Origin of the sequence: Pseudomonas sp. NFACC51 (assembly GCF_900103575.1) — a bacterium.
GTDB lineage: Bacteria > Pseudomonadota > Gammaproteobacteria > Pseudomonadales > Pseudomonadaceae > Aquipseudomonas > Aquipseudomonas fluorescens_Q.
Genome location: NZ_FMXH01000007.1, coordinates 246338 through 260427, shown reverse-complemented (window position 1 = coordinate 260427; position 14090 = coordinate 246338). Strand labels below are relative to the sequence as shown.

Here is a 14090-nt window from a genome sequence, read left to right as displayed (position 1 = left end):
ATCTGCCGCGCCTTGGCATCAGGAGATCAAGCCCAGCGTCAATGCTTTCAGAGTCGCGGCAGCTCGGGTCGAGCATTCCAGTTTGCGAAATATGCTTTCCATGTGTGTGCGAACGGTGCTCGGACTGATGTCCAGCAGTCGCGCCACCTGCTTGTTACTGGCGCCACGGCTGATTTCCAGGAGCACATGACACTCCCGTGCGGTGAGTAACGAACTCTTCGGCTGATGAGTCCGACGCTCGCCACGTGCAGCGGCGATAACCGCTTCGCATACAGCCTTGTCGAACAAACCACTGGCGGCATCCTGCTCCAGCAGTCTGGCCGCCTCCGATTCGCCGTAGGCCGCCCTCCAGGGCCTGGCTTCCCTGAGTGCGACCCAGGCTACGGAAGTGGCGAACAGTCGATGCTCGGCACACAGTGCATCCCCCATCACACCTCGAAAGTAGCCACTGCCGTTGAGCCGTTCGTAGGCATGGGCGGCAATCTCGGCAGGCACGGCCAGTTCACTGATAGGCCTCAGCGCCTGTTGCGTCCAGTAGGGAACCAGGTGCACCCGCTCCGCGGCGCTATAAGGCAGCGCCCCGGCGGTGTTCCAGAGTTGGTTGGAAACGGCTGCCCGACCCAGACCGTAGACAAGCGCCGCCTTTCCGAGCGCTATCAGGGTGGGTTCACCTAGCCCCCACAAGCGCGCAGTCTCCATGGCGACATGCGCCACCCGCCGCGAATGCCCCGCCAGCCAGGGTAGCTTCAAGTCAATCACGTCCCCCACCAAGGTCAGCGAGACGGAGCGTTCGGCCTCCCCATGGACCGGGTTTTGAGAGCGGCCATCCAGGTCTGCCAGCCACGCCCTGGCGTTATCCATGAGCAACGACGCGAGGGCAGCGGGATAGCGCCGATCCGACTGGTCGCGGATCCAGCGCAGCGCCGCGTCCAAGCCATGTGCTCGACTGAGAATATCCAGATCACCGGCAAGCACCACCTGATAGGCGACCTCCGGAATGTGCTCATGGGTCAAGCCCAGCGGCCGGCCAGTCCCATCGTAGGTTTCGAATACGCGGCACAAGCCTGCCTCGACAGCGGCCCCCAGTTCGAGGGTTTTCGCGACTTCGCCAGAGACCTCGCAGTGCACAACGGCCAGCGGGGTCGCCTGATGCACCGCGTTCATGGCCTCTTTGCCCAGGGTCAGGTCGAGCATCGCGCGGCGGCCATCGACGTCATCACCGAGCAGATCCGCAAACCCTTCGGCGTTGGCGGTGCAGCCGGACCAGCGCAGCAAGGCGACCTGCTCCGCCACCCTCAGGTGCTCGCCATCGCCGTGTGAGGCCTGCGCCAGACTGCGCGCCAGTGCGGCAACGCGTCGGGAATGCCCGAGTGGCTGGCCCATGCTGAGGTCCCCGACCTGGCCGATCGCCTGCAGCGCCGCGCTCAATGAAATGTCCAGTTGCAACGCACTATCCATGAAAAATGCCTTGGGGTCGGATAAATGACCGATGCCCACGAAGCAGGCCAGTCAGCAGAATTGAGCCCCCACACAGGAGTTCATGCCATGAAAACATTCAGATCAAAAGCCGTCACCGTCGCCTTCGCCCTTGCAAGCACATTGGCCGCCGGTATCAGCCAGGCCCAAGATACAACGCCTTCGGTGGTCATCGTACACGGCGCATTCGCCGACGGCTCCGATTGGGCCAAGGTCGTGCCGCTTCTGCTGGCCAAGGGGGTCGCCGTTTCGGTCGTGCAAAACCCGCTCACCTCGCTTGCCGACGATGTCGCTGCCACGCAAAGAACGCTGGACAATCAGCCGGGCCCGGTCGTGCTGGTCGGTCATTCCTGGGGCGGCACCGTGATTACCCAGGCCGGCAGCGACAAGAAAGTCCGTGCCCTGGTGTACGTCGCCGCCTTCGCTCCCGATGCCGGTCAAACCAGCGGCGAACAAGGCAAAGGCGCGCCCACTCCCCCGGGTATCAGTCAGATCAAGGCTGACGGCAACGGTTTCCTCTACTTGACCCCGGAAGGCATGGCCAAGGACTTCGCCCAGGATCTTCCAGCGGCGCAGACCGCCGTGATGACCGCGACGCAAGGCCCCATCAAGGCATCCGCGTTCGAGGACAAAACGACCGTCTCTGCCTGGAAGACCAAACCGTCCTGGTATCTGCTCGCCACCGAGGACCGGATGATCCATCCCGATGTCCAGCGCTCCGCCGCCAAGCGTATCGGCGCCACCCTGGCGCAGGTGCACACCAGCCACGTGCCCCAGCAGTCGCAGCCAGCCGAAGTGGCCAAGGTGATTCTCGATGCCGTGAAAAGCGTTGGCGAACAGTGATCGCCGCGGCCCCCCCGGATAACCCTGAACCCAGCCGCTGCATCGATATGGACGGACGCATGAATCATCGGCGTGATCGGAACTACGACTTCATCGTGTGTGGTGCGGGTACGGCCGGCTGCGTGGTTGCGGCCCGCCTTGCCCAACAGGACAACGCACGCGTGTTGTTGATTGAAGCAGGCAACGAATACGCCGGCCCTGAAGTTGCAGAGCCGGCGCAGTGGCCGCTGAACCTCGGTTCAGAGCGCGACTGGGCATTCGCAGGACAATCCAACCCGCACCTCAACGGGCGTCGTCTTTCCTTGAACATGGGCAAGGGGCTTGGAGGTGGCTCCAGCATCAACGTGATGGTCTGGGCACGCGGGCATCGATCGGACTGGGATCACTTCGCCGCCGAGTCCGGCGACTACGCCTGGGGATACGATTCGGTGCTGGATTACTACCGCAGGATCGAGAACTGGCACGGCAGCCCGGATGCCGCACGGCGTGGTTCAGGTGGCCCCGTGCATGTCGAGCAGCCGGCCTCGCCTCAACCCCTCGCCTGGGCAACCCTGGAAGCGGCCAGCCGCCTGGGTATCCCCCGATATGACAGTCCCAACGGAGCGATGATGGAAGGCCCCGGCGGGGCTGCGATCACCGATCTACGCATCAACCAGGGCAGGCGCGAATCCGTTTACGATTCCTATGTCCGACCACGGCTGCACCAACCGAACCTGACCGTCCTCACCGGCGCGCTGGTGGCCCGTGTCCTGCTTAGGGGCACAAGAGCTGTCGGTGTCGAAGTGATCATCGAAGGGCAACGGCACTGCTTCTATGCCGAAGCCGAAGTCGTCTTGTCCATGGGCGCGGTGAACACGCCCAAGGTGCTCATGCAGTCAGGCATCGGCCCGGAGAGTGAACTGCGCACCCATGGCATCGTCCCGGCCAGTCACCTTCCCGGTGTGGGTCAGAATCTTCAGGATCATGTTGCCTTTGGCTGTACCTGGGAGTACCTGCAACCCCAGGCGGTTGGTGGCGGCGGTTGTGAAACCACGTTGTACTGGAAAAGCGACAGTCGCCTGGACGCGCCAGACCTGCTGCACTGCCAGCTTGAATTTGCGGTGCCCTCTCCTGCTGAAGTGGGTATCCAGCCACCGCAACAGGGTTGGACGATGTTCGCAGGGCTGGCCAGGCCTGTCAGTCGAGGGCGCCTGCGCCTATCGGGCGCCGGGCCGTCGGATGCTCCACTCATCGAGCCGAACTCGCTGAGCGCGCCCGAGGACATGGCGGCGGCGTTTGCATCGATCGACCTCTGCAGGGCACTCGGGAACAGCGAAACCTTCAACGACCTGGTAAAACGCGAGGTGGTGCCCGGGCCGAAAGCGCACCGCGCCATGGAGCAGTTCATCCGCAATTCCGCCGTGTCCTATTGGCACCCGTCCTGCACCGCGAAAATGGGCCGAGATGAAATGTCTGTGGTCGACCATCAGTTGCGCGTGTATGGCATCGAGAAATTGCGGATCGCGGATGCCTCGGTCATGCCCCGAATCACCGTCGGCAACACCATGGCGCCTTGCGTGGTCATTGGCGAGCGGGCAGCAGACCTCGTCCTCGCTGCCCAGGGTGTGATCACTCTGGCCAGTTAAAACCACGAACCTCTCGAGACACCGGATTCCTATGCCACCGGTGCTGATCGAATCATCATATTCGCCAGGAGGGTATGGGTCAGACCACGATTCATGAACGTGGTCTGACCCGCTTACTGATAAATGTGGTCTGCACCCGCTTATGCCTGGAGGGCGTTACGCTTGCCGAGTCGAACAAGCGTGCGGCACATGTGGACAAGCCGCACGCGGGGGTCATTACTCGTCAGTGATATTGATCGTTCTGGTTTCGGCTGACAGGTAGACGCACAAGGCAGAGATTGCCGCGAGCACTACCGTGTAGACCGAGATGGCATAGGGCGAGCCATAATGGCTGAGCAGATAGGCGCCGACGATGGGTGCCGTGCCGCCACCGATGATGCCACCGACATTGGTGGCCATGGCGAACCCGGTGAATCGTGCGCTGGGTCCGAATGCCTCGCCGGTGAATGAAGGCACAGCACCGTATACCAGGCCGTAGCCGGCCATGAACAGGCATGAGCCCAAGACCATGGGTAGGAACTGGCCTGTGGAAAATAGGTGCCAGAAGGGAAACGCGGCCAGCGCAGTCACCGCGAAGCCGATCAACATCATGGTGCGTCGACCCAGTCGATCGGCCATTGCGCCGGCGAAGGGAACGATTACCAGGTGCGTGCAGATAGCGACCATCGCTACCGAGAGCACAAAGGCATTGGAAAGGCCCAGTTCCTTCTGACCGTAACTCAATGCGAATACGGTAAAAAGATAAAATGTCGAAAAGTGACAAATGTTGGCACCTGCGACCAAAAGTAACTGTTTAGGGTACTTGGTGAACAGGCGCATGGCCGGTGATAGGTCCGGCCCCTTGGCTACCGCGCGTTTTTCGGCGGTCTTTTCGAACACCGGAGATTCGGCAACTTTAGACCGTACGAAGACGCCAACGACCAACAGGGCGAGACTGGCAATGAATGGAATGCGCCATCCCCACTTATAGAAATCCTCCACCGACAATAAACTGCTGACGATCAGCAGCAACCCCGCCGAGGCGATGAATCCGAATACCGGACCAATATTGTTGATGGCTGCATAAAAACCACGTTTTCGCCGGGGCGCATGCTCAAGTAGCATGAGCACTGCACCGCTGTATTCTCCGGCAAAAGCGAAGCCCTGGATGAAGCGCAGCACACACAGCATGATGGGTGCCCAGATTCCTACGCTCGCGTAGGTAGGCAGCAAGCCAATGCCTACGGTGCTCAAGCCCATGATGATCAACGTGAGGTAGAGCAGTTTCTTGCGGCCTATCCGGTCGCCGAAATGTCCAAGCACCAGCGAACCCAGCGGCCGTGCGACAAATGATATGGCGAAGGACGCTAGCGAGGCGAGTCTTGAGACAGCTTCATCGGTGCCAGGAAAGAACAGAGGAGCGAAGATCAGCGCCGCCGCGGTACCGTACAAATAGAGGTCATAGGTTTCCAACGCTGTGCCGAAGAGACTTCCGGCAACAACATTTTTCATGGATTTTTTCTTCTCATCATCAACATGTTCATGATGAGTCTCGCTGTTACTTAAGAGTGAGGTTTGCATAGTTTCACCTGTTGTTATTGTAAATATGCAAGCGTGTTCCTGTCCTGGAACGGAAGTTAGCGCCTACCTGTGAGCGCTTTTACGAAGTAGTCCTGGTCACCCATCTGCCCGCCTTTCAAGGCGATTTCCAAGTTATCCAAGTACGGTTTGTTTGAGCGCACCTGGCAGAGGGGCGCACCGGGAGAAAGATCGGATTTGATGACCAATGCATCAGGGGCGAGAATCTTGGTGATCTGACTTGACGTATCACCGCCGGATATAACCAGTCTTTCGAGCGGATACGCCTTAAGAATGTCCAGGACGATGTAGCCCATTTCGACAGCCAATTGCTTACCGCCGCGGATTTTTGCCTCGTCACGAAGCAGTCCTTTGGCGGTCATCGCTTCGATCATCTGTTCGATTCTCGGGTCGTCCGGGCCTTTTGCCGTGTGGATCAGCACGGAGCGTCCGCTTTTTAGGTGCGCGACTGCCGTCGCCACCACATCCTGGACCCTCCCGCCTTTATGTGACTCTGCGAGGATCGCTGCCGCATCCACCGCCAGTTCGACAAATCCACTCGCGATAGCGGTATCGATTTGAGCGCGACTTAACGGGGATGCACTTCCAGAAATGACCAACACTTGTCTGGCGGGCTGCAGCGCAATGACCTGAGTTTGGTAGGCATCTATCAGCCCCACCGAATGCCAGTGCTGCGTTAATCCATACTCGACACCTGAAGAGCCAACCACGAATAACGGCGCCGAGCTGCTGGAGATCTCCGTAAGTGCTTTTCCTGCAAGGGTCATATGAGCAGTGGTAGTGCCGTCGATCAGAACCGAGTCATGGCTCAGAGCGGCTTGGCGGACCAAGGACGCCAGGTCGGCAGTTTGGTCAAGCTGAAGGATATCGATTTTGGCAATCGATAAATGCTTTTGCTGGCCGATATGGACACTCAGATCGGCTTCTCCCATAGGCGTGATGGGGTGCGCCCGCATGACGGGATGGCGGTCGATCCGGTGTACACAGTGGTCGGTCTTGGACAGCGCAAACAAATTGCCAAACACGCAGTAACGACCCAGGGCCGGGTTACCCGCGACGATTGGCACTCCTTTTACTCCAAAGGCGCGTGATGCGAGTTCAATGACATGGCCAATGTTGCCCACGTCGGGAGCGCTGTCGAACGTGGAGCAAACTTTGTAATGCACAAGATCGGGGGACAGGCGCTTGAGTGCTTCAAAGATGTCTGGAAGTACTTCATCCATTTCAGCATTGGATAACGCGCGGCTATCGCCAGCGATGCCAATAGCGTCAAAACCACCCAGCTCTTCTAACAACTCGGGCGACGGTGGCGCCAAAAACAGTGCGCATCTCAGGCCGGCTGCGGTAAGGACTTCCAGAGCATCGGTCGAGCCGGTGAAATCATCACCGTAAAACACCAGACGAAGCCTGGGCGTATTGGCTGAACGCATGATTTATACGCCTCCGAATTTTGCCAAGGCGGCGGTTAGTGCGGGTCTGCCCTCTGCATACTGTTGCAGGGGGATGCCCTGAGTTGCCGCTTCCCATCCTTCGCGCATACTCTGAATGCCGGCACCGATACCTAGGGGATGGCCGATAATTCCACCACCCGCCAGATGCATGAGGTCCACCGACTGCAGCTTTTCGAACAGCGTTGGCGCTTGCGCAGCCCATTGGCCGGAAGAGAAGACCGGCAGGATCGGTTGGACGCCCGAAAACGGGGTCAGGCAGCTCAGTGCCGAGGCAATGACTGAGTCATCCGGCTCCCAGAATTTGCTCTGAATGCCATTGACGTGCAGATGATCGATGCCAGCCAGGCGCCAGATTTTCTGATAGACCTCAAACGAAAAGCCCAGCTGTGGATTGCGGGTAAAGGCACCCCAACCGTTACGATGGCCGTGAATAGGTAGTTGGGAATGCTTGCGGATATGCTCGACCCCCGAATGCCCAACCCAGTTCAGGCAGAGCATGACGCAGGTCCCCCCCGACTCCAGTACGGCGTCGTGGCGGCGAAGCATTTCATCAATGCTCCCAGAAATATTGATCGCGTACATTGGCATCCTGCCGAGGCGATCTGCATGCTTGTGAAGTACAGGCATGACAGCATTTAACCTCGCATCGAAGGATGCATAGGTCGGGTCGATCAAGAGTTCATCATCTTTGAGGAACTCAATACCACCCGCGCACAGCTCATCGGCCACGGTAGCGGTCTGCTCAGGTGTCAGGCCGATGCTGGGTTTAATGATGGTGCCAATGATTGGACGGTCATGAACGCCGCACAGTTTACGAGTCCCTTCAATACCGAACTGTGGGCCCAAGAAGCCAGCGGCAAATGTTGCCGGAAGATCGACATCGAGCACTCTTAAACCGCTGACTTCACCTATCTCGAATAGATTGCCGGCAATGGTGGTCAGCAATGCAGGAAGATTCGGACCAATATTGGCCGTTGGAAAAGCGATTTCAACTTCGCCGCGATAGTACGTCGCCGAAGGATTGTGCCTAGCCAGGTATTCGCTATGTAACGAAGCGCTGGTGACCGCTGGAAGAGACTTGACCGACACCACACGGGCCCGTGAACGCTCTTTCAACTCAGCTGATTCGCCGGGCAAGGCAATGAATGTACCGCTGGATTGCTCGCCAGCGATGACCTCGCCGACCCGTTCAATCGGGTAACTGCTCTCTACGAAGAAACGGGCCGTAAACTCTTCGCGCCCGGCTGTTTGATCGACCATCGATAATCACCTTGGCTCTACTTTTTTTATATTCATTGGCCGCTTTTGCAGGGGCGGCCTTCACCTCGAATATACATTGACCCTGCTGACGGGCTAACGATATGATTTCCCGCTAAGTTGAGAAAAACTCACATTAGGCTTCTGGTTCGACCGGCGCTCTGGTCGCCATGGCCTGCTCACGAGGTGCGCACATGTCATCCCCTCCGCGACCGTCTCTCAATGCACTCAGAGCTTTCGAAATGGTTGCGAGGAAAGGCACCTTCGGCGAAGCCGCTGATGCCCTTTCCGTGACTCACGGTGCTATCAGCCGACACATTCGGACGCTTGAGGATGTGCTGGGGGTCGTCTTGCTCACGCGCAATGCGCATGGCACTAAACTGACTCCAGAAGGCGCGCGCCTTGCCGCTGGCTTGAGCCGCGCATTCAACTTGATCCAGCAAAGTATTGACGAAGTGCGCCCTCAACCGCTGGAGCTGTCATGTTCGGCGTCGATCATGATGCATTGGTTGCTACCCAGGCTTGCCGGGTTGCATAGCAACTTTCCGACGATGGAGCTGGGCTTGAGAACCGGACACGGTCCAATCGACTTTGTCCAAGATGGCGTCAGCGTGGCAATACGCTTGGAAAGCATTGACCCACCTCCCGGCATCGCGCCGATCCCGTTGGCCAATGAATGGATTGGGGCTATATGCTCGCCTGATTACCTTAAGGCTTCAGGTGTGCAGCAAGTGAGCGACTTGAGCGGCAAAAAGCTGCTGGCTACCAAGACTCGCCCGCATGCTTGGAAAGAATGGTATTCAGCGTTGCAGATGACCATGCCCGCCCCCCCTGAATTGGAATACTTCGAGCATTTCTATCTGCTGATTCAGGCGGCTAAGGTCGGCTTGGGATTTGCCTGTGTGCCGCGGATGCTGGTGCAAGCGGAACTGGAGAGCGGCGCGCTGGTAGCCCCGTTTGGCTGTGTTGAAGGCCCGGAAAAATTGGTGCTGTGGATCTCGCCCAACGCCAGAGCGCGGGCCGACACAGCAGACCTGGTGAAGTGGATCGTAGAAGAAATGGCGGCCGAATGATCAGCCGCACAGGGAGTGCCTAGTCATTACGCACCCCGTTTATTCGTATCAGCGCAACTCAGATATCGCCAGCGCCCCACGCAAGGAAACCACCATCCACGGGTAGGACAATTCCGTTGACGTAAGCTGAGACGTCAGACGCCAGATAGCTGACTGCTCCGGCGATTTCACGCGTGGTGCCATAACGTTTCGCTGGGATGGCGTTGCTGTAAGCCTTACGGAACTCATCGCTGTGCAGCTCTTTGGTCATCGGCGTATCGACCGGTCCAGGGGCGATGGCATTTGCGGTGATTCCGTATTCGCTCAGTTCGACGGCCATCTGCCTTGTCAGCGCGATCACAGCACCTTTTGATGTGCCGTAGGCCGTCCGGCCTTTGCCCACTGCGCGCATCCCGGCAACGGAGGCAATGTTGATGATCCGGCCGAACTCGTGCTTACGCATGATGCGTGCCGCCAGCTGGCAGCACAAGAACGTGCCCGTGACATTGATCAGCATTGTCCGGTTGAAGACATCGGCATCAAATTCCAGGAAAGGCATGGTCTTGGCGATGCCTGCAGAATTGACCAACACATCGCAGCGCCCAAACTTGGCCTCAACCCATTCGAACGCAGCAGACACAGAGGCAGGTGTACCGACATCGATCTGGAAGGCATCGGCGCAGAAACCTTGGTCACGCAGCTGTTGCGCGAAACGTTCGGCCTCGGTGGTATTGATGTCGCAAATGATTACATGGTGGCCATCACTCGCCAGCGCACTTGCCGCTTCCGCTCCGATACCCATAGCGCCGCCGGTAATTACGGCGACTTTCTTGTTTGCAAGCGTCATCGAGAATTCCTCTTTTATTATCGTTGCCAAGCCCAGTTGGTCAGTGGAAATCCTAAGAAGGCGCTGTCAATCCAGCAATCGATAAAAATTCGCTCGGCTGTCACAAAAACTCACTGATCACCGTGCCTGGTCTCAGTACCTCAGCCCAGATGCAACGCATCTGGATTAATTAGCCGCAGAGACTTGCTCCCCTGGGCATTCATGCTCCGCACTTCAGGTTTTTCTGCATCAACGCATTCTCAATGCGTTACACCCCGACGGACCGGAAACCCTCGCTCCACGACATGAAAACCGATGACCGACATCAACGACGTGGTCAAGGCGACGCCCGGTTTGTTCCTGGACTTTTCCTCTGGTCCTGGTCGGCAGATCTACAAGGCGCGTGGTTTTGAAATCGACAACTCTGGCCCCGGCGGCGAACATTGGTGCCTTTAATCTCGGCAACGCGATGGGGGCGGCGCTGGGCGGAGCGGTGATCAATGCCGGGCAGGGTTATCCGGCGATTTCCCTGGCCAGAGCGGCGATGGCGGGTCTGGAAACGCGGAAGATGTCATGGTGGTGATCACCACTACGGCCAGCGATGAGTGGTCGTTTGGTGATGGCCGGGGCAACTAGCCTTGTCAGGGTACGACGGCCATTATTCGCTGACCTATCAACGTACGAGCGCTGCCGATATCTTGGATAACCTTGGTCAGGCTCACGCCGTTACCCCGCCCAATTCACGAAGTATTCGGCTGGCCTTGCAAGGCCAGCCGAATACTTCTTTATTTCATCGGAGCACAAAGAAAAGTATCAGCACTTGAGCCGTATTCCAAAATACCTGCACGACTAAGTTTGCTCCAACCAGCAAGTGGATAGCTCTCTATATTCAAGTCGCGCAACCTGATAATGATGCCGCCTTGATAGTTTCTTCTGTCAAGAATGGTAGGGAAAGCAAAGCTGGATATTTTAGAATGGAGCCACTCCATAGCTGCATTAGACATTGACTCATCGGAAAGCGCTTCTAGATAGTCCTTATTACAGATATCGTCGCGGCTACCGCCATGAAGCCAAACTCTTGTCCGATCAAACGCATCTGCGCGGAATGGATCAAATGGGCCGTTATCGGGCTTAAAAGGAACAAAGAAAAATTGCTCAGAAAGGGCTTCCTGGTAAGAACTTTCCACGACATCAGCCATCACTTCACACTTATCTTTAGTATATCCAAGCTCCATAAGTCTAGACATTGTGCGCGACTTGGAAAACAACGCGACCTTGGCTATGCCATGTTCACCTTTTGATAAAGCGTCAAAATGAGCAGCGTGCGCAGCCAAGGTTTTAAAACCAAGCCCGTATGCTAATGATTCCTTGAGATGGTTCAAATTTACAGAATTCGCCTTTCGTGCATCCTGAACGGATGTATAAAAAGGGATGTCAGAAACGATGACAGAGTTAAACATATTCATCTCCACGCCGACTTAAAATGTGAGCAATTACAAAGTCAGCATTAATGAATATGCTGTTTTTTCTAAGACCGGATGCAAGCGCTCACGTACTTGATGGTTGGCTGCCGTGCATTGAAAATATTACCTGCCGGCGTAAAAATCAAGCAGCGCTTCGTTCAAACGACTCCGGGGGTCAGTCCTAGGAAACTCTCGACAAAGAAGAGCCCTCGGCCCCACTGGGCATTGAAGCCCTACCCTCCACGCATCAGCGCGCCCAACCCCAACAAGCTTTATCCCACAAACAAACCCTGCAATACTTAATGCGAATCACTCTCACAAGCATTAGTAAATCAGGACCAACTCATGTCGACTCGCACCACCCCGCCGCGTCACTTCACTCCTGCCCGCAATCTTCTGGCCATGGCTGTCTGCATGATCTCCATGGCCCCCGCCTACGCCGATGACAACACCCCACCCGCCACCCTGGAACTAGACGCAACCGAGGTCTCCGGCAGTGGCCAACTGGGGAATACCACGGAAGGCACCGAGTCCTACACCACCGGCGCGATGTCGACCGCGACCAAACTCCCGCTGACGATGCGTGAAACCCCACAGGCCGTCACCGTCATTACGCGCCAGCGCATGGATGACCAGGTGATGACCGACATCAACGACGTGGTCAAGGCGACGCCCGGTTTGTTCCTGGACTTTTCCTCTGGTCCTGGTCGGCAGACCTACAAGGCGCGCGGTTTTGAAATCGACAACTTGATGTATGACGGCATCCCGAGTGGCTACAACGGCGTTAACGTTGGCGCCCAGCCTAACCTGGCCATGTTCGATCGGGTCGAGGTGGTGCGCGGTGCCACCGGCCTGGTGACGGGTGCAGGCAACCCTTCGGCCGCCATCAACCTGATTCGCAAGCGGCCATTGGCCGAGCAAAAAGTCACCCTGACCGGTGCCGCCGGCAGTTGGGACGACTACCGTGGCGAGGTCGATGCCTCCAGCCCGCTCAACGACAGCGGCACGCTGCGCGGCCGGGTCGTGACCTCTTATCAGGACGCCAACAGCTTCATCGACAATGTCGAAGAAGATCATGGCCTGTTCTATGCGGTCACCGAAGCGGACTTGAGCGAAGACACCACCCTGACCCTGGGTTTTTCCCACCAGAAGGACAAGACCAATTACTTCTGGGGCTCTTCGATGATCGGCCAGGACGGCCATCATCTGGATCTGCCACGCTCCTACAATCCGGGCACGGATTGGGAGAACAAGGATCAGGAGATCAACACCGTATTCGCCGAAGTCCGTCATCGCCTGGCCAACGACTGGAACCTTCAGGTCAACGCCAACTACGCCGAACAGAACGCGCTATTCTCCGGCTCTTACCAATCGCGCTGGGTCAACAACACACTGGCCCGCACGGTTTACCAGGCCGACTTCGATGAAAACCAGACCGGCATAGACGCCTTTGCCAGTGGGCCCTTCGCAGCGTTCGGGCGTACCCATGAACTGGTGGTGGGCGCCAGCAAGCGCATCTACGACATGACCACCCACAACTACAGCCCGTACGACACCAACTGGCCGCTCAATGCGGGTAAACCGGACTTCGTCCACACCAGCAACCAGCGCGAAGTGACCACTCAGGACGGCGTCTACCTCACCACACGCCTGAGCCTGGCGGACCCGTTGAAGCTGATTCTCGGCGGGCGCCTGGACTGGTACGACTACGATAACCGGGATGGCGACGGCGACTACAAGGTCACCCGTAACCTCACCCGTTACGCCGGCTTGATCTACGACCTGGACGAACATCATTCGGTCTACGTCAGCTACAGCGATATCTTCACGCCGCAGAGTTCCAAGGATACTTCCGGTAGCCCGGTCAAGCCGATCGTCGGCAAAAACTACGAGGTCGGCATCAAGGGCGAATATTTTGATGGCGCGCTGAATGCGAGCGTGGCGCTGTTCCGCGTCGACCAGGAAAACCGCGCCGTGCAGCTGTTTACCGCAAACTGCCCACAGGCAACCTGCTACGACGCCTCCGGCGAGATTCGCAGCCAGGGTATCGACTTCGAACTGCAAGGCGCCTTGACCGAAAACTGGCAAGTCGGCGGTGGCTACACCTACGCGCGCACTCACACCATCAAGGATGCCGCGAACCCGCAGAACGTAAACAAGCAGTTCGACACCGACACGCCGGAGCACCTGTTCAAGCTGACCACCAGCTACCACTTCCAGGGCCCGCTGGAAAAACTGCGCGTGGGCGGCAACGTCTCCTGGCAGAGCCGTATGTACAACGACATCTCGCTGGCTGATGGCAGCACATACCGCCTCGAACAGGGCAGCTACGCGATCACCGATCTGATGGCCGGCTACCGGGTCAGCCAGAACCTGGACTTGCAGGTCAACGCCAACAACATCTTCGACCGCAAGTACTACTCGACCATCGCCAACTCCGTGAGCTACGGCGGTGATGCCTACGGCAACCCTCGCAACATGATGTTGACCGCCAAGTACAGTTTCTAGAAAGCAGAAAA

Annotated in this window: 11 protein-coding genes and 1 pseudogene; 6 read left to right on the top strand and 6 right to left on the bottom strand. The window is 57.7% G+C overall.

Annotation, left to right across the window (positions count from 1 at the left end; all coding sequences use genetic code 11):
- Window positions 1-18: 18 nt before the first annotated feature.
- The gene (locus BLT00_RS16395; RefSeq protein ID WP_092144605.1) at window positions 19-1458 is read right to left on the bottom strand and encodes an HD domain-containing phosphohydrolase; all 1440 of its coding nucleotides are present in this window, start codon (window positions 1456-1458) and stop codon (window positions 19-21) included.
- An 87-nt stretch (window positions 1459-1545) separates the two neighbouring features.
- On the opposite strand from BLT00_RS16395, the gene BLT00_RS16390 reads away from it, so the two are divergent.
- A complete protein-coding gene (locus BLT00_RS16390) occupies window positions 1546-2319 on the top strand; it encodes an alpha/beta hydrolase (RefSeq protein WP_092144603.1) in 774 nt (257 codons plus the stop codon).
- Between the two features lie 59 nt (window positions 2320-2378).
- Entirely contained in the window at window positions 2379-3944 is a 1566-nt protein-coding gene (locus BLT00_RS16385; RefSeq protein ID WP_092144601.1) for a GMC family oxidoreductase, read from the top strand.
- Between the two features lie 216 nt (window positions 3945-4160).
- On the opposite strand, the gene BLT00_RS16380 is transcribed toward BLT00_RS16385, so the two are convergent.
- From BLT00_RS16380 to BLT00_RS16370, 3 genes are read right to left on the bottom strand one after another with little or no spacing between them, the layout of a single operon-like run.
- Window positions 4161-5504, bottom strand: coding sequence for an MFS transporter (locus BLT00_RS16380; RefSeq protein WP_092144599.1), 1344 nt, complete (start codon window positions 5502-5504; stop codon window positions 4161-4163).
- A 56-nt stretch (window positions 5505-5560) separates the two neighbouring features.
- Window positions 5561-6952: a four-carbon acid sugar kinase family protein gene (locus BLT00_RS16375; protein ID WP_092144597.1), complete on the bottom strand. Its 1392-nt coding sequence runs from the start codon at window positions 6950-6952 to the stop codon at window positions 5561-5563.
- 3 nt (window positions 6953-6955) lie between these two features.
- Window positions 6956-8233 carry a ribulose-bisphosphate carboxylase large subunit family protein gene (locus BLT00_RS16370; RefSeq protein ID WP_063320572.1) on the bottom strand — a complete coding sequence of 426 codons (1278 nt, stop codon included), beginning with the start codon at window positions 8231-8233 and terminating at the stop codon, window positions 6956-6958.
- 191 nt (window positions 8234-8424) lie between these two features.
- Here BLT00_RS16370 and BLT00_RS16365 point away from each other — a divergent pair, with 191 nt between their 5' ends.
- A complete protein-coding gene (locus BLT00_RS16365; RefSeq protein ID WP_092144595.1) occupies window positions 8425-9303 on the top strand; it encodes a LysR substrate-binding domain-containing protein in 879 nt (292 codons plus the stop codon).
- Window positions 9304-9361: 58 nt separating this feature from the next.
- Here the strand turns inward: BLT00_RS16365 and BLT00_RS16360 are convergent, their stop codons facing one another.
- Complete coding sequence (locus BLT00_RS16360; protein WP_063320570.1) at window positions 9362-10129, bottom strand: SDR family NAD(P)-dependent oxidoreductase; 768 nt, start codon at window positions 10127-10129, stop codon at window positions 9362-9364.
- A gap of 294 nt (window positions 10130-10423) precedes the next feature.
- Between BLT00_RS16360 and BLT00_RS31895 the strand changes: the two genes are divergently transcribed.
- Both BLT00_RS31895 and BLT00_RS32150 read left to right on the top strand, forming a co-directional pair.
- On the top strand, window positions 10424-10564 hold the full coding sequence (locus BLT00_RS31895) for a hypothetical protein (protein WP_158265808.1): 141 nt from the start codon (window positions 10424-10426) through the stop codon (window positions 10562-10564).
- A 102-nt stretch (window positions 10565-10666) separates the two neighbouring features.
- Window positions 10667-10744, top strand: a pseudogene (locus tag BLT00_RS32150) (tautomerase family protein); the annotation flags it as partial.
- Between the two features lie 149 nt (window positions 10745-10893).
- Here BLT00_RS32150 and BLT00_RS16350 read toward each other — a convergent pair.
- Window positions 10894-11568 (bottom strand): hypothetical protein, encoded by a 675-nt coding sequence (locus tag BLT00_RS16350; protein WP_092144593.1) that lies wholly within the window; start codon window positions 11566-11568, stop codon window positions 10894-10896.
- Window positions 11569-11916: 348 nt separating this feature from the next.
- On the opposite strand from BLT00_RS16350, the gene BLT00_RS16345 reads away from it, so the two are divergent.
- Window positions 11917-14079 (top strand): TonB-dependent siderophore receptor, encoded by a 2163-nt coding sequence (locus tag BLT00_RS16345; protein WP_092144591.1) that lies wholly within the window; start codon window positions 11917-11919, stop codon window positions 14077-14079.
- The last annotated feature ends 11 nt before the right edge of the window (window positions 14080-14090 follow it).